This window comes from Bhargavaea massiliensis (assembly GCF_050480245.1).
Taxonomy (GTDB): domain Bacteria; phylum Bacillota; class Bacilli; order Bacillales; family Anoxybacillaceae; genus Anoxybacillus.
Genome location: NZ_JBCNEQ010000013.1, coordinates 83,846 through 101,311, shown reverse-complemented (window position 1 = coordinate 101,311; position 17,466 = coordinate 83,846). Strand labels below are relative to the sequence as shown.

Sequence of the window (17,466 nt, the reverse complement as noted above, 5' to 3'; positions counted from 1 at the left end):
CGAGAGGGTGCGAAATGTGAGGTATATAACGCTTCATCAGCGCGTTTAAATAGCTCCCTGACCGAGTCAACGCGATTTCCTTTCCAATACGATACTCCGCATGAGATCGTCACCGGAGGGTTTGTTAATTCACGCACTTTTTGTACGAGACAATTCGCAATAGATAAACCAACGCTAACAGATACTTTTGGTAAATAAATGGCGAGTTCTTCTCCTCCCCATCGAGCACCAATATCGTTTTGTCGAATGTGTGCTTTAATAATGTTTGCTACTTGAATAATAATTTCATCGCCTACTTGATGACCGTACGTATCGTTTATTTTTTTGAAATTATCTATGTCTATTAAAATAAATGCACCTAAACCATCTTCTTCCATTGAACGTTGAATGCGTTCATCTAAATAATGGCGCGTATACAAATTTGTTAACCGATCTGTAATGACCATGCGCTCAAGCTCTTCACGCAATGCCGCATTTGTAAACGCCAACGTTGCGTGATGAATAAGCGACTGCAACAACTTAAACATATCAAAAGAAAAATGATACGCCTCTTGATGCAATACGATCGCTACTCCCTTCATCATCCCGCGCATCATCGGCACAGCCATAAGCGAGCGGAAGCGTTTCGTATGATCACTATGAATTTTTACATCACCTAAAAATAAAGTATCACGAGGATTTTGAATGCGATGGAAAACAAAATCAACATACACCTTGGCTTCACGTGATTGGAAAAAAGGCGTACTTCCCGGAAGCACTTTTCGTTCTTTTTCTTGCAAAATAACAAATCCAACTTCCTCTGCATCAAATGATGTTTTTATTTTTTCAATCATAAACTGTAATGCATCTTGGAAACGTAAATTCGTATTTAAATGGTGAATCGTTTCATTAATGAGTTGTAAATCAGCAATTAATCGTTTCGATTGTTCGTATAATTTCGCGTTTTCTAATGCGCTACCAGCCGTATTCGCCAACAAAGAAATAAACCGCATTTCCCGTTCAGACAACTCCATAATTGTCGGGGCAATCATTTCAATGACGCCATAAATCCCTTGTGCTCCTTTGATCGGAGCATAAATGACAGACTTTTTATGAACAAGGGAATCGTGAAGCTGGATTTGTCCGGTGACATACGCTTGCATGGCCCCCATATGCTCATCTTCATTTTCAAACGTGAGCAGTTTAATCGGCAAATCGCGGTTCGTCGTGCTATCATACGATAAAAACAAATGGCACGTAAATGTTGGATATACTTCTTTTAATGTTTTTACAATTTCTTCAAGCACATCCCCGATATTCATAGAAGCATGAATTTTTGTTGCTGCTCGATGCAACTGTTCATATCGCTTTTCTTCACTTAATACTTCAGACACTTTACGAATACGAGCAAACACTTTTAAAAAGTCGTGCTTCATTTGTTTAATAAAATGTTTTGTCATCATATCCCGCTCATGAATTTTGAAACGAACGAGTCCGCACGAATCTTCTGAAAAAACTACACCAAATTGAATCGTCTTGACTTCACTTTCGTCATCGATGATAACAATATCGTCGAACTGCTTTTTTAACTGATCATCAAATGGAATCGTATATTGTTCTCGTTGCTGTTCAATCGTACAGTCTGTCGTCACTTCGGGCTCAAAGGCATGCTTAAACGGGTTAAGTATGTAAAACGTGACATCTAACAAGCGGAACTCTTTTTGCAATAGGGTGATGAGCGTTTGAATCATGCGAGGTAAATCAGTAAAATCTTCTTCGGTTAAAAACCAATCAAAAAACTTCTCCTTAAATATTGCATATTGATCGCGTTCTTGAACGTTCATTTTTTCCACTCACCCGCACATACTTCCTCTTTTCATATGTACAAACCATATAAATAAAAAAATGATATTTTCTGTAATTTTTATAAAACTGATGATCTATTAATTATATCATACCATAATCCTTATAATAAAGACTATACAAAAATTGTTGACTCCGACGCAAAAAAAAACTATAATAGCCTTTGTGTAAAATATTGCAGCCTTTGTGCTCACATTTGTATGTCCATTTTGTTCCCCATAGAGAACATGAATCTCTTATTGGAGGTTGTATCGTGTAACTCTCAGCTGCTAGGGCGAGGATACATGAAAACAAAATGGCGATAAATGGTGAGGCACGACTGTTTTTATTTTACCAAAAATAAAAACAAAGGAGGAGCATTCATGGCTCGTTATACAGGTCCAATGTGGAAAATTTCTCGCCGCCTTGGCATTTCATTAAGCGGCACAGGTAAAGAATTACAAAAACGTCCTTACCCACCAGGTCAACATGGTCCAGGACAACGCAAAAAATTATCTGAATATGGCATGCAGCTTCAAGAGAAGCAAAAACTTCGCCATATGTACGGTGTAAACGAACGTCAATTCCGCAAAACGTTCGAAGAAGCAGGAAAAATGCCTGGTAAACACGGTGAAAACTTCCTGATCTTACTTGAATCTCGCTTAGACAACCTTGTTTACCGTTTAGGCTTTGCACGCACACGCCGTCAAGCTCGTCAATTAGTAAACCACGGTCATATTTTAGTTGATGGCAGTCGCGTTGACATTCCATCTTACCGTGTGAAACCAGGTCAAACAATTTCTGTTCGCGAAAAATCTCGCAACCTTCAAATTATTAAAGAAGCACTTGAAGTGAACAACTTCGTACCTGACTACTTAACGCTTGATGCAGACAAATTAGAAGGTACTTACACTCGTTTACCTGAACGCTCTGAATTACCTGCAGAAATTAACGAAGCATTAATCGTTGAGTTCTACTCTCGTTAATAAAAAATCCTCTCTGCCAAAGCAGAGAGGATTTTTTATGCGTAACGAATTAAATAATATTTTTTCTTACCGCGCCGAATAATTGTAAAGCGGCCTTCAATGCGATTTGCTTCTGTCATGACTTTATTTACGTCCTGCACACGTTCACCATTTACGTAAATGGCCCCATTTGTTACATCTTCACGCGCTTGGCGCTTCGATGGGCAAATACCGCTCGCTACAAGCAAATCAACAAGCGCTATCTCCTGTTCTTCGCATACATACGATGGTACATCTTTAAATCCTTGCTCAATTTCATTCGCTGTTAATTTCGCCACTTCCCCGCTAAATAACGCCTCAGAAATGTTAATCGCCTGTCGCAATGCTTCTTCTCCATGAACAAGGCGTGTCATCTCAGCAGCTAACGCTTTTTGCGCTGCCCGTTTTTCCGGTGCTTCAGCCGTTTGTTTTTCCAATTCGATAATTTCTTCATGTGATAAAAACGTGAAGTATTTTAAATATTTCACAACATCACGATCATCAGTGTTAATCCAAAATTGATAGAACTCATATGGCGACGTTTTATCAGCATCAAGCCATACCGCTCCACCTTCTGTTTTACCAAACTTCGTCCCATCTGCTTTTGTGACGAGCGGAACGGTTAATCCAAACACTTTCGCATCTTCTTCTGTTTTTCGGATGAGTTCCAACCCGGCTGTAATGTTCCCCCATTGGTCACTTCCGCCTACTTGCAACTTACATCCATACATTTCGTACAGTTTTAAAAAGTCGTACGCCTGTAAAATCATATAACTAAATTCCGTAAATGAAATGCCTGTTTCTAACCGCGATTGGACTGATTCTTTTGCGAGCATGTAGTTAATCCCAAAGTTTTTCCCAACATCGCGCAAAAATGTAATGACATCAAGCGAACCGATCCATTCATAGTTATTTGCGATAATGGCCGGATTGTTGTCGTTATCAAAATCTAAAAAGCGGCTTAACTGTTGTTTAATTCGCTCGCTGTAATATGCAACGGTTTCTTTTTCATTCAATTTTCGCTCCGCTTTTTTTCCGCTCGGATCCCCGATCAGCCCTGTTGCTCCTCCGACGAGCGCAATCGGCTGGTGCCCTGCTTGTTGGAAACGACGCAACATTAAAATCGGGAGCAAATGACCAATATGCAAACTATCTGCTGTTGGATCAAACCCGCAATATAATTTTACACGCTCCTCTGCTAGTAACGCTTTCAGTCCATCCTCATCCGTCATTTGATTAATTAAACCACGAAATTGCAAATCTTGAAGCAAATCCATCTCGACCACCCTTTCTATCCATTATTGAAATAAAAAAAACTCGTCCTTCACACGAAGGGACGAGTTGCATCGCGGTACCACCCTACTTAGAGAACGCACATGTTCTCTCGCTTCATTGACATAACGGTCGACACCGTCTTTTGCTACTTGGCACACGCCGTTCGCAAAAGATGCTCCCGGAGGTAATTCATGCTCATCTATGCGCTAGTTCGCACCATCCACTAGCTCTCTGGTCGCAGGGAGATAAGCACTACTCATTCCGATCATCGCTCAATTATTTACATGTCAGTATACTCTCTTTTATCATAAAACACAAATCGTTGTCAAGGTCTTCAAACAAATTTAGACATTTTCCGATATAAAAAAACAAATTATGATATAATAATGGAAATACAATACGGATGGGAGGTCACTATGTCAGAAAAACAAGTCCGATTTTCATGGCAAAAACTATGGCGCCATTTTACGATCACATATGAAGTCGTTTGGAATGTATGTTTAATTATATTCATCGCAAGCTTATGCGCATTTAGTTTTGCCTTCGGTGTCGGTGCCGGATATTTCGCCTCACTTGTAAAAGATGTCAAACCGATCCCGTACAAAGAAATGAAAAAAGATATTTATAACTATGAAGAAACGACACACATTTACTTCGCCAATCGTGAATATCTTGGCTATTTCCGTTCAGATTTAGAACGTGACGAAGTAAAACTATCTCAAGTTTCTCCTTACTTCATTCAGGCAGTCATCGCGACAGAAGATGAACATTTTTATGAGCATAAAGGAGTTGTACCAAAAGCAATTATTCGTGCCATTTTTCAAGAAGCAACAAACTCCTCAACGCGCAGCGGAGGAAGTACATTAACACAACAACTTGTAAAAAATCAAATTTTAACAAGCGAAGTGTCGTTTGAGCGAAAAGCAAAAGAAGTATTACTCGCTTTACGACTAGAAAAGTTTTTTTCAAAAGATGAAATTTTAGAAGCATATATTAACGTTGTACCATTCGGAAGAAACGCATCCGGACGAAATATTGCCGGTGTTCAAGCTGCAGCAAAAGGCGTTTTCGGCATCGATGCGAAGGAATTAACGTTGCCGCAAGCTGCTTTTTTAGCAGGATTGCCACAAAGTCCGTTTCGTTATACTCCGTTTACAAGCAAAGGGGAATTAAAAAACGATTTATCTCCGGCATTAAACCGGATGAAAACCGTACTAGCACGCATGAAAAAAGCAGGGTACATTTCAGAAAAGCAATATAAAGAAGCGCTGGCATACGACATTACGAAAGATTTTGTTTCTTCCTCACCTTCTCCCGTGGAAAAATATCCGTGGTTGACGTTTGAAATCGAACGTCGCGCGAAAGATATTTTTGTTGATTTATTAGCAAAAAAAGACGGATACGAGCCACAAGATGTTCGGTCAAACGATCAACTATATAAAGAATACGCTGAAAAAGCCGAGAAGCAATTACGGCAAAACGGTTATACGATTTATACAACTATTGACAAAGACATATATGAGCGAATGCAAGCCATTGTTGAAAAATATCCGTACTTCGGAAGCGATACAGTCGTGCGCAAAAAGGACGAAAAAACAGGACAAATCATTTCCGTTCGTCAGCCGGTAGAAGTGGGGGCTATGCTAATCGAAAACAAAACAGGTCGCATTATTAGCTTTGTTGGCGGACGAGACTATAAACGTGAACAACTAAATCACGCAACACAAGCATACCGTTCAAACGGGTCAACGATGAAGCCACTTCTCGTCTATGCTCCAGCGATGGAAATGGGCATCGTTCAACCAGGTACTGTGATTCCGGATATTGATTTGGAAATCTCGACACAACAAGGCCCGTATCGTCCAAAAAATGCCGATGGCAAAACGCACGGTTTAACATCTGTTCGCCATGCGTTGAAAAAGTCGTATAACATTCCTGCCATTCGGACGTATGCGCGCATCATCGAGCAACGCCCCATTTCCTATTTAGAAAAAATGGGCTTCACGAGTTTAACAACGGGAGATGGAAGCAACTTAGCGCTTGCGCTTGGCGGATTGACAAAAGGGGTAACGATTGAAGAGAACGTAAACGCATACGCAACATTTGCTAATGGCGGAACGTTTATCGATGCGTACTTAATCGAAAAAATTGTCGATAAAAACGGAAATGTCGTATACGAGCATGAAACAAAGCCGGTAGAAGTATTTTCGCCACAAACGGCCTATTTAACGATTGATATGATGCGCGACGTCATTCGCTCCGGCACGGCCGCCTTTTTAAATGGCAAGCTGAAATTTTCAGCAGACTGGGCTGGAAAAACCGGAACAAGCCAAAACATAAAAGATGCATGGTTTGTAGCAACAAATCCAAATGTCACGTTTGGCATTTGGATGGGATACGATACACCGAAATCGCTCGAAAAAAATTATAAAGGGTTATCATATTCGCAAAGAAACTTGCTACTATGGGCACAATTGATGAACGGGGCGTACGATATTCGACCGCAACTCATTGCCCCAAAAGAACGGTTCCGCATGCCAGGTGGGATTGTCAAACGGTCATATTGTGCTATTTCTGGATTACTTCCGTCAGCAACATGCAAACGATTCGGACTAGTAGAAACCGATTTATTCAGTACGGCATTTGTACCAAAAAAAGAAGACACGTATTTAGCTAGTGGATCTTTTGTTGAGTTGAACGGTGAACAATACGCTGCCTTGCCGACAACACCGAGAGAGTTTACAAAAGAAGGCGTGATCATAGATGCCTCGTTGCTCGAACAATGGGGAATTCAACATATAAAAGATATGAGTAAATTACTCCCCCAAAATGACAAATGGAAGCACGTATTTGTTGCGAAAACGCTTCAAGAAAACGGAAAAAAACCGGATCCGCTTGCCGCACAACAAAAAGGAACGACGCTCGTTTGGAACGAACATCATGAACAAGATGTGATCGGTTATCGAGTATATTATGCGACAGCTGAAACCGCTTCATTTCAAATCATTGCCACGATACGTAAAGGGGAACAAAAAAGCGTACCATTAAAACAAGGGATATATTATGTTACCGCTGTTGATATTGCTGGATTGGAATCGAATCCGTCCAATATCATCCGCATGTTGCCTGCTACACAACCTGAGTTACCAATCAATGAAGAGCCAACAGCGGAACCGGTAGAAGAACAGCCAACAGAGGAACCGGTAGAAGAACAGCCAACAACCAATTAAAAAAATCGGGCCATGCCCGATTTTTTTAATCTTCCATTGTTGATAAGTCACCTGTCGGTAAGTTTAGCTCCCAAGCTTTCAAGACGCGGCGCATAATTTTTCCGCTTCTCGTTTTTGGAAGTTTGTCACGAAACTCGATTTCGCGTGGCGCTGCATGCGCAGCTAAACCTTTTTTCACGAAGTTGCGAATATCTTCTTTTAGCTCTTCAGACGGCTCATACCCTTCACGTAAAGCAACAAATGCTTTAATAATTTCGCCGCGCACCGGATCTGGCTTTCCGATGACACCCGCTTCAGCTACGGCTGGATGTTCAACGAGTTTACTTTCTACTTCAAACGGACCAACACGCTCTCCTGCTGTCATAATGACATCATCAATCCGTCCTTGGAACCAGAAATATCCGTCTTCGTCCATGTACGCCGAATCGCCAGACACATACCAATCACCAGGCAAGAAATACGATTCGTATTTTTGCGGATTGTTCCAAATGGCGCGCATCATTGATGGCCAACCTTTTTTAATCGCCAAATTGCCCATACGATACGGTGGCAATTCATTTCCTTGATCATCAACAATCGCAGCTTTTACTCCTGGAATTGGTTTCCCCATGGATCCTGGTTTAATTTCCATACACGGATAGTTGCAAATGAGTTGTGCTCCTGTTTCTGTCATCCACCATGTATCGTGAATGCGACGATTAAATACTTTCATTCCCCAGCGCACGACTTCTGGATTGAGCGGTTCACCGACACTTAAAATATGACGGAGTGAACGCAAATCAAATTTTTTCACAAGTTCATCCCCTGCACCCATTAACATGCGGAAAGCTGTCGGTGCACTATACCATACAGTAACGCCATAATCTTCAATCGTTTTGTACCACGTTTCAGGGTTAAAACGTCCCCCTACAATCACATTTGATGCTCCACAAAGCCATGGGCCGAAAATGCCGTATGATGTTCCAGTCACCCAACCTGGGTCAGCTGTGCACCAATATACATCGTCTTCTTTTAAATCTAATACCCATTTTGCTGTTTGATAATGCTGGATCATGGCATTATGCACGTGCAATACACCTTTTGGTTTTCCGGTTGAACCAGATGTATAATGTAAAATAAGTCCATCCTCACGTCCGACCCATTCAATATCAAAATGTTTGCTTGCGGCATTCATCCGCTTTTTCAAATCGAAAAATGGTCCTTCTTCTTTAATGTCATCTCCGACTAAAAATACGTATTTTAATGCCGGCAACTCATTTACAGGTACACGCGGTAACAGTTCAGGCGTCGTAATAATGACTTTCGCTTCGCTATCTTCTAAACGGTCACGCACAGCCCCTTCCATGAACGCTTCAAAAAGCGGCCCAACAATCGCCCCAAGTTTAATTGCTCCAAGCACAGAGAAATATAATTCAGGTGAGCGAGGCATAAAAATGAAGACGCGATCACCTTTTTCAACATCAGCCACTTCTTTTAACACGTTGGCTACTTTGTTCGAAAACTCTTTCATTTCTTTAAATGTGTACTTTTCTTCTCTTGTCGCATCGCGATAGTAAAGAGCAACTTTGTTTTTTCGGAACGTTTCTACATGGCGATCGATCGCTTCATACGCCATGTTCACTTTCCCAGTTTCATACCATGAAAAATGTTTTTCTACTTCGGACCAGTCAAACGTTTGATATGTTTCTTCATAGTTTTTCAAGTTAAAATCCCCTTGAATGACTGGTAGCGCTTCCACTTTACTCATCCCAAACTCCCCCTTGTTTAAAGTCTGTACACTCGTATTATATTATATCATAAACAAATTCTAAATTTTTAAAAAATTTTCATTTATGTCTATTATGAAAACGATTTAATTTTTATTTTTTTATGTATAATTGAAATAAGATCATTTCAGTAGGCGGTGGGGTAATGGAGCATAAAAAAACATATAACGCAAAACAGTTAAAAACACCGAAAGGAACGTTAATTATTGAAGGGCCGATTTCTCCCGAAAAACTAGCTAGTTATGAATTTCATCACGATTTAACAGCATTTCGTCAGCCGCATCAACAACATCAAGCGCTCATTGAAATTGCTGGCCTTCCAGAAGGACGAATTATTATTGCTCGCCACGGTCATACGATCGTTGGCTACGTGACCTTTTTATATCCCGACCCGCTCGAAAGATGGTCGCAAGGGAAGATGGAAAATTTAATCGAACTTGGTGCAATTGAAGTTATCCCAGACTTTCGAGGCTACGGTGTCGGAAAAAATTTGTTGAAAGTGGCTATGATGGATGATGCGATGGAAGATTACATCATTATTACAACAGAATACTATTGGCATTGGGATTTAAAACGAACGGGTTTAAACGTATGGGAATATCGAAAAGTAATGGAGAAAATGATGAACGCAGGTGGACTCGTCTGGTACGCAACGGACGATCCAGAAATTTGTTCACATCCAGCTAACTGTTTAATGGCTCGAATCGGAAAACGCGTCGATCAGCAATCTATTCAAAAATTTGACCAATTACGCTTTATGAACCGCTTCATGTATTAAAAACAAAGGGGATGGGGAAATGATTGTCGAACAAATGATGAAAACGGATGTCATTGCACTAAAGCCGTCAAACACAATCGCTGACGCACTAAACATTGTTAAGCAAAAAAATATTCGACATTTACCGATTGTTGATGATGAACAACATGTCATCGGCATCGTTACCGACCGAGATTTACGCGATGCAAGTCCGTCTATTTTCCACGCGAATGAACATCTCGAAGATTTGAAAAAACCGTTAAGCACCATTATGAAAACAAACGTCATTACAGGACATCCGCTTGATTTTGTTGAAGAGGTCGCGGCTTTGTTTTATGAACACCGCATTAGCTGTATGCCCATTGTCAAAGAAAATAAACTTGTCGGCATCATTACAGAAAGCGATTTGTTGTACACACTTGTGCAACTGACAGGGGCTCACCAACCTGGATCGCAAATCGAAATTAAAGTGCCGAATCGGGCAGGAATGTTAAGCGAAGTCGCTTCTGTTTTCCAAAAACGTAACATCAATATTTCAAGTGTTCTCATCTATCCTGATCAAAATGAAATGTATAAAGTACTTGTTTTTCGTATTCAAACGATGAACCCGATGGCGATTATTCATGATTTAAAGGCACAAGGATACGACGTTTTATGGCCGAACTTGCCGGGGGTTTCATCATGAGTAAAAACAGCGTATTCGTTTATTCCGATGCGTTTCAAACGTATAAATTCCATGATCGCCATCCATTTAATCAATTACGTGTCAAACTGACGTATGACCTGTTGCAAACGCTCGGTGCACTTCATGATACACAAATTGTAGCACCACGTCTAGCAACAGACGAAGAGTTAGCACTTGTTCATGATACCGATTACATTGAAGCAGTAAAAAAAGCAGGAAGAGGACAACTGCCAGAAGAAGTTGCCCTCAATTATGGATTAGGGACAGAAGATACACCGATTTTTCCAAATATGCATGAAGCAAGCGCCCTTCTTGTCGGCGGAACGCTAACAGCGGTAGATTACGTGCTTTCGGGCAAGGCTGAGCATGCGCTCAGTTTAGGTGGAGGGCTCCATCATGGATTTCGCGGCAAAGCATCAGGTTTTTGCATTTACAACGACAGCTCTGTGGCCATTAAATATATGCAAGAAAAATACGGTGTCCGCGTTTTATATGTCGATACAGATGCGCATCATGGAGATGGGGTGCAATGGACGTTTTATGACGATCCAAATGTTTGTACATTTTCGATTCATGAAACAGGGCGTTACTTGTTCCCAGGGACAGGAAACGTTAATGAACGAGGCCAAGGGAAAGGATATGGCTACTCATTCAACATCCCGGTCGATGCATTTACAGAAGATGAGTCATGGCTTGCAGCATATACAGAAGCTCTTACCGAAATTGCCTACTTTTTTCGTCCTGACGTCATTTTGACCCAAAACGGTGTGGACGCTCATTATTATGATCCATTAACACACTTATCTGCAACGATGCGCATTTATCGCGAAATTCCAAAACTAGCACATCAAATTGCCCATCAATATTGCAACGGACGTTGGATTGCTGTTGGTGGTGGGGGATACGACATTTGGCGCGTCGTTCCGCGTGCATGGGCGTTATTATGGCTTGAAATGACAGAACAATCCGATATTTCTGGACCTTTACCGGAAGAATGGATTGCACGTTGGCAAAAAAACGCTCCCGTTTCTTTGCCGCTCGAGTGGGACGACCCTGAAGACTTATACCCACCTATTCCGAGAAAGGCTGAAATTACAGAAAAAAATGCCCAAACTGTCATGAAAGCACTTCATCCTATTCGAAGTAATAAACAACGATTAAACTTATAACAAAATAACAAGGGTGTTCCGAAAGTAGCGAACACCCTTTTCTATGTTCGTACGCACAGTTAGCTGCGCCGCCTATTTTGTCGAATCGCGGTGTTCAATTCGGTGCGGCAATACAACAATGTGATTGTCGACATGTTCTTTGTTCATATATTTTGTTAATAAACGCATCGCTACAGCACCAATATCATACATTGGCTGTACAACCGTCGTCAGTTTCGGGCGAACCATCGTTGCTAAACGCGTATTATCAAAACCGACAACTTCTAAGTCATCCGGAATGCGTACACCACGATCTTGTGCCCCATGAATGACACCGAGTGCCATTTCATCTGTTCCAACGAAAATGGCCGTTACCCGTTCTGCAAGGTCAGCTAACTTTTCATATGCTTCCATGCCAGAATCGTACGTGTAATCTCCTTCAACAACAAGTTCAGCATCATAAGCGATATTTGCTTCTTCTAAAGCGCGGCGATAGCCTGCTAATTTTTTCAACCCATTAATTGGGTCGTTCAACGGTCCTGTCACATATGCAATGCGTTTATGTCCTTTTTCAGTCAGCATATGGACGGCATCATACGCCGCTTGTTCGTAATCAATATTGACCGATGGAATAATATTATTTTTTTCAATTGTTGCAGCTAATACAATCGGCACATCGGATTTTTCAAACTGCTCTACATGCTCTTCTGTCACGTCGCCGCCCATAAATAAAATACCATCAACTTGTTTCGCAAGCATCGTATTTAATAAATGCAACTCTTTTTCTTTATTTTGATCAGAGTTGCTTAAAATGATGTTATACTTGTACATCGTTGCAATGTCTTCAATTCCACGTGCCATTTCTGCAAAGAAGATGCTCGAAATATCCGGGATAATGACACCGACCGTTGTCGTTTTTTTGCTTGCTAGTCCACGAGCTACCGCATTCGGACGATAACCAAGCCGCTCAATAACTTCTAACACTTTTTTGCGCGTCGATGGCTTCACATTCGGGTTACCATTGACTACACGTGAAACGGTTGCCATCGACACGTTCGCTTCCCTTGCCACATCATAAATTGTTACATTCATCACATACACTCCTTTTCAACGCTCTATCTATCGAAAATTGTCGTGAATCGCAATTTTATGTAAAATTATCATACGATAAATGATTACCTAAGTGCAACGTTTTCACAAATAAATTCATAAGAAAAAGCCGGTGAACAATCACCAGCTTTTTTTATGCTTTAACAAATTGTTTTTGGAACGATTTTAATTCTTCCATAAACTCATTGAATTGATCAATGTCCATCTGTTGCGCGGAATCGGATAACGCAACAGATGGATCAGGATGCACTTCGGCCATGACTCCATCTGCCCCGATCGCAAGCGCAGCTTTCGCGCAAGGTAAAAGTAAATCGCGACGTCCTGTTGAATGCGTTACATCGACAAAGACAGGCAAATGCGTTTCTTTTTTCAAAATCGGTACGGCTGAAATATCAAGCGTGTTGCGCGTCGCCTTTTCATATGTGCGGATGCCACGCTCGCATAAAATGATTTGCCCGTTTCCTTGCGACATAATGTACTCTGCGGCATGAATAAATTCTTCGATCGTTGCGGCTAACCCTCGTTTTAACAATACCGGTTTATTCACTTGACCAGCCGCTTTCAACAACTCGAAGTTTTGCATATTGCGCGCTCCAATTTGAATGACATCAATATAATCGAGCGCCGTTTCAATATCTGCTGGTGTGACAATTTCACTAATGACTGCTAAATCAAACTCATCCGCGACACGTTTTAAAATTTTCAATCCTTCCACGCCAAGCCCTTGGAAGTCGTATGGTGATGTGCGTGGTTTGTATGCTCCACCGCGCAACAATTTCAGTCCGTGTCGTTTGATCGCTTGTGCCACTTCCGCCACTTGTTCATAACTTTCAACCGCACATGGTCCCATCACAAAATATTGATTGCCGTCACCAATTTTTTCTCCTTTGACATCAACAATCGTATTTTCTGGTTTTTTCTTTCTAGATACAAGCAACGCTTTCTTATGGTCGTCTTCTTGTAAATCAAGCCCGGCTTTAAAAATTTCTTTAAAAATATGTTTTAACGTTGCAGTATCAAATGGACCATCATTATGTTCTAAAATTAAATCTAACATTTTTCGTTCGCGGACAGGATCGTAAAAGTACGTTCCTTGCGCATCTTTAATTTTCCCAATTTCTTGAACAAGACGTCCACGTTCATTGATTAACTTTAGCAACTGCAAATTTAGTTCATCAATCTTCGCTCTCAGCTCATCTAATCGTTCGTTACTCATTCATCCCACCCTTTCTTTATAGAAGCTAAAAAATATGGTACATTTCTATATAGTTAGAGATTATTATAAACGAAGTGGATAAAGTTGTCACCCCTTTATTTATAAAACGCGTTTAAGCAATAAAGAATTTTTTAATTTTCAAAAAAGAAGGTGGAAACCTTGATTTTTGCATTAGACATTGGCACGCGTTCGGTAGTTGGCATTATTTTAAAGGAAACAGATGGACAATATCAAGTTGAAGACATTGTTATAAAAGAACATGAAGAACGGGCAATGCTTGATGGGCAAATTCACGATGTGCTTGCTGTCGCTGAAGTGATTGCTAATATAAAGAAAACATTAGAAGAACGACACGGACCTCTTACGCGCGTCTGCGTCGCGGCTGCTGGTCGTTCATTAAAAACAGAAAAAGGAAAAGCGAATATCCCCATTAAAGGGAAGCCTCTGCTCACACATGAAGATGTGACATACTTAGAACTTGCTGCGGTTCAACAAGCACAAATGGTGTTAGCCGAAAAATCAGCCAACGAAAAAAGTCATCATTATTACTGTGTCGGTTATTCTGTAACGCGCTATGAAATTGATGGAGAAGAAATCGGCAACTTAGTTGATCAACAAGGGGAGGAAGCAAGCGTTGAAGTGATCGCTACATTTTTACCGAAACTTGTCATCGAATCACTTCTTGCTGCGCTACAACGCGCCCACTTAGAAATGGAGGCGCTAACACTAGAGCCGATCGCTGCATTAAACGTACTTATTCCGCCTACAATGCGGCGTTTAAATGTTGCGCTTGTTGATATTGGAGCTGGAACGTCTGATATTGCCATTACCGATCACGGTACAGTCATCGCCTACGGAATGGTACCGATAGCAGGAGATGAAATTACAGAAGCCATTTCAGACGCATATCTGCTTGATTTTCCTCTTGCTGAACAAGCAAAACGTGACTTACATACTCAAGAAATAGTAACGATTACGGACATTCTCGGTTTTGAAACAGAAGTGCCACGTGACCAAATGATTGCCACCATTTCACATGCCATTGACCGGCTTGCTGATACGATCAGTAAAGAAATTTTACGGCTAAATAATCAGCAATCACCTAAAGCTGTCATGCTTGTTGGTGGAGGAAGCTTAACACCGGAACTGCCAAAACGGCTTGCTCAAAAGCTTCATCTTCCTGAAAATCGCGTCGCTATTCGCGGCATTGATGCTATTCAAAAATTGCATATCGACCGTGAAGAAATGAAACATCGGCCGGAGCTCGTCACTCCAATTGGAATTGCAATTGCTGCAAAGCAAACACCGATTCAATACGTAACGGTTGAGGTGAACAAGCAATCGATTCGCTTATTTGATATGAAACAATTAACAATCGGTGATGCGTTGCTAGCTGCTGGCATCCAGCTACATAAACTATACGGCAAACCGGGCTTAGCTTGCGTCGTGACGTTAAACGGCCATACTATTACGATCCCTGGAACGCACGGAGAGCCACCGCTCATTATGAAAAATGGCGAACTTGCAACATTCGATACCCCAATTACAAACGGAGATCATATCGTTGTTGAAAAAGGACAAGACGGCAAACAAGCGACAATTCAACTTTGTGACTTACTAGAGTCGTTGCCGATAAAACAAGTGACGATTAACGGACAACTGTATACTATTGAGCCGCTCGTCTTCCGAAATGGCGAACATGTTTCTCTCGATGAGGTTTTATATGATCGCGACGACATTGTCGTTCGTATGCCAGAAACGATTGAACAACTTTTGCACGCAACAAAAAACGACCATCTTTTGAAACAACTAGAACCGTTTACGATCACATTAAATGAAAAAAAAGTTACGTTTCCTGAATGGTGCGGAACGATCTATCGAAATGAGATTGAATGCCAACGCTATGCACCGTTTGAAGATGGTGACAACATCATCATCCATGAACAAAGTCAGCGAACGATCGCTCAAATTGCTGAAGCGAAACAGCTGAAACTTCATTACTCGATTCCGATTATATTTAATGGGGAGACATTGACATTAACGAAACAAGTCGGTACATTTTATCGTAATGGCAAACAGCTTCGCGAGGACGATCTCGTTCAACATGGAGATGAGCTTCAATTTAGCGAACAAAAAATTGAGCCATTCATTTTTCAAGATATATTTCAATACGTTGAAGTCGATATTCCCCATGGGGCATCGACAACGTTTACGTTGCTCAAAAACGGTGAACCGACAACATTTTATGAACCGCTTGCACCAGGAGATCAACTAGAAATTATTTGGCATAAGAAAAAGCAACTATGAACGAGCCATAGTTGCTTTTCTTTTTTATTTTAAGTTTTCTGGATTTAACGGTTCTAATTCTGGGATGACAAAACGGCCATCTTTGCGAATAAGCACACCGTCAAAATAAATTTCACCGCCACCATATTCTGGACGTTGAATCATCACCATATCCCAATGAATGTTCGAATGGTTACCATTGTATGCTTCATCGTAACATTGCCCCGGTGTGAAATGGAAACTGCCATCGATTTTTTCATCAAATAAAATATCTTGCATCGGATGTTGAATGTATGGGTTGACCCCGATCGCAAATTCACCAATGTAGCGCGCACCTTCATCTGTATCAAAAATTTGATTAATGCGCTCTGTATCGTTTGCCGTTGCTTCAATAATTTTTCCGTCTTTAAACGTCAATTTAACGTTTTCAAACGTAAATCCTTGATAAGGCGAAGGAGTATTAAACGTAATTGTGCCGTTGACTGAATCACGAACAGGGGCTGTATACACTTCTCCGTCTGGAATGTTCATTTGCCCTGAACATTTTACCGCAGGAATATCTTTAATAGAGAATGTTAAATCAGTACCTGGTCCTGTAATGCGTACTTGATCAGTTTTATTCATTAATTCAACGAGAGGATCCATCGCTTTATCCATTTTTCCGTAGTCTAAGTTACATACATTGAAATAAAAATCTTCAAACGCCTCTGTGCTCATTCTTGCAAGCTGCGCCATTGATGGATTTGGATAGCGAAGCACGACCCATTTCGTTTTCGGTACGCGAATGTCACGATGCACTTTTTGCATAATTGTTTTTCCATGAATTTTCATTTTGTCAGCTGGCACATCAGCAAACTCGTTAATGTTATCCCCAGCACGCAAGCCGATGTAAGCATCCATTTGTTTCATTACATTTGCTTCAAACTCAGCCATCATGTTAAACTGCTCTTCTTGTGCACCGAGCAAAAGGGCACGGTCGACTTGATGATCTTTCAATGAAACAAACGGATAAGCACCTACAGCATACGCTTCACGCACAAGCGCGATCACAAGCTCTCGTTGCAAGCCAAAGTTTTCGATTAATACTTTTTCTCCTTTTTGTAAACGCAGCGAGTAATGAATTAAATTTTTCGCTAGCTTTTCAATACGCGGATCTTTCATTTTATAT

12 protein-coding genes and 1 other annotated feature are annotated in these 17,466 nt (G+C 41.0%); of the genes, 6 read left to right on the top strand and 6 right to left on the bottom strand.

From position 1 onward, the window contains the following. Positions 1 to 1,832, bottom strand: a 1,832-nt coding sequence (locus tag ABEV15_RS03830; protein ID WP_498852402.1) for a sensor domain-containing diguanylate cyclase, incomplete at its 3' end; no start/stop codon positions are given. 372 nt (positions 1,833 to 2,204) lie between these two features. Between ABEV15_RS03830 and rpsD the strand changes: the two genes are divergently transcribed. Continuing rightward, a complete protein-coding gene (gene rpsD, locus ABEV15_RS03825) occupies positions 2,205 to 2,807 on the top strand; it encodes a 30S ribosomal protein S4 (RefSeq protein ID WP_498852401.1) in 603 nt (200 codons plus the stop codon). 35 nt (positions 2,808 to 2,842) lie between these two features. Here the strand turns inward: rpsD and tyrS are convergent, their stop codons facing one another. Then, positions 2,843 to 4,102, bottom strand: a complete 1,260-nt coding sequence (gene tyrS, locus ABEV15_RS03820) for a tyrosine--tRNA ligase (RefSeq protein ID WP_498852400.1) — start codon at positions 4,100 to 4,102, stop codon at positions 2,843 to 2,845. A gap of 52 nt (positions 4,103 to 4,154) precedes the next feature. Further along, positions 4,155 to 4,378: a binding site (T-box leader), on the bottom strand. Between the two features lie 138 nt (positions 4,379 to 4,516). Here tyrS and ABEV15_RS03815 point away from each other — a divergent pair. Beyond that, positions 4,517 to 7,330: a transglycosylase domain-containing protein gene (locus tag ABEV15_RS03815; protein ID WP_498852399.1), complete on the top strand. Its 2,814-nt coding sequence runs from the start codon at positions 4,517 to 4,519 to the stop codon at positions 7,328 to 7,330. A gap of 25 nt (positions 7,331 to 7,355) precedes the next feature. On the opposite strand, the gene acsA is transcribed toward ABEV15_RS03815, so the two are convergent. Next, complete coding sequence (acsA, locus tag ABEV15_RS03810) at positions 7,356 to 9,077, bottom strand: acetate--CoA ligase (RefSeq protein ID WP_429630237.1); 1,722 nt, start codon at positions 9,075 to 9,077, stop codon at positions 7,356 to 7,358. Between the two features lie 164 nt (positions 9,078 to 9,241). Here acsA and ABEV15_RS03805 point away from each other — a divergent pair, with 164 nt between their 5' ends. Genes ABEV15_RS03805 through ABEV15_RS03795 form a run of 3 tightly spaced genes read left to right on the top strand, consistent with a single transcriptional unit; the run spans position 9,242 to position 11,707 of the window. Next, positions 9,242 to 9,874: a GNAT family N-acetyltransferase gene (locus tag ABEV15_RS03805; protein ID WP_004889005.1), complete on the top strand. Its 633-nt coding sequence runs from the start codon at positions 9,242 to 9,244 to the stop codon at positions 9,872 to 9,874. Between the two features lie 19 nt (positions 9,875 to 9,893). Next, entirely contained in the window at positions 9,894 to 10,538 is a 645-nt protein-coding gene (locus tag ABEV15_RS03800; RefSeq protein WP_498852398.1) for an acetoin utilization AcuB family protein, read from the top strand. Further along, on the top strand, positions 10,535 to 11,707 hold the full coding sequence (locus ABEV15_RS03795; RefSeq protein WP_498852397.1) for an acetoin utilization protein AcuC: 1,173 nt from the start codon (positions 10,535 to 10,537) through the stop codon (positions 11,705 to 11,707). The genes ABEV15_RS03800 and ABEV15_RS03795 overlap by 4 nt, the downstream gene beginning before the upstream one ends. 72 nt (positions 11,708 to 11,779) lie before the next feature. Here the strand turns inward: ABEV15_RS03795 and ccpA are convergent, their stop codons facing one another. Beyond that, positions 11,780 to 12,778, bottom strand: coding sequence for a catabolite control protein A (gene ccpA / locus ABEV15_RS03790; protein ID WP_498852396.1), 999 nt, complete (start codon positions 12,776 to 12,778; stop codon positions 11,780 to 11,782). A 151-nt stretch (positions 12,779 to 12,929) separates the two neighbouring features. Beyond that, positions 12,930 to 14,012, bottom strand: coding sequence for a bifunctional 3-deoxy-7-phosphoheptulonate synthase/chorismate mutase (locus tag ABEV15_RS03785; RefSeq protein WP_429630242.1), 1,083 nt, complete (start codon positions 14,010 to 14,012; stop codon positions 12,930 to 12,932). 150 nt (positions 14,013 to 14,162) lie between these two features. On the opposite strand from ABEV15_RS03785, the gene ABEV15_RS03780 reads away from it, so the two are divergent. Further along, a complete protein-coding gene (locus ABEV15_RS03780; RefSeq protein WP_498852395.1) occupies positions 14,163 to 16,319 on the top strand; it encodes a cell division protein FtsA in 2,157 nt (718 codons plus the stop codon). Positions 16,320 to 16,343: 24 nt separating this feature from the next. Here ABEV15_RS03780 and ABEV15_RS03775 read toward each other — a convergent pair whose 3' ends face one another. Beyond that, entirely contained in the window at positions 16,344 to 17,459 is a 1,116-nt protein-coding gene (locus ABEV15_RS03775; protein WP_498852394.1) for an aminopeptidase, read from the bottom strand. Positions 17,460 to 17,466: the final 7 nt, after the last annotated feature.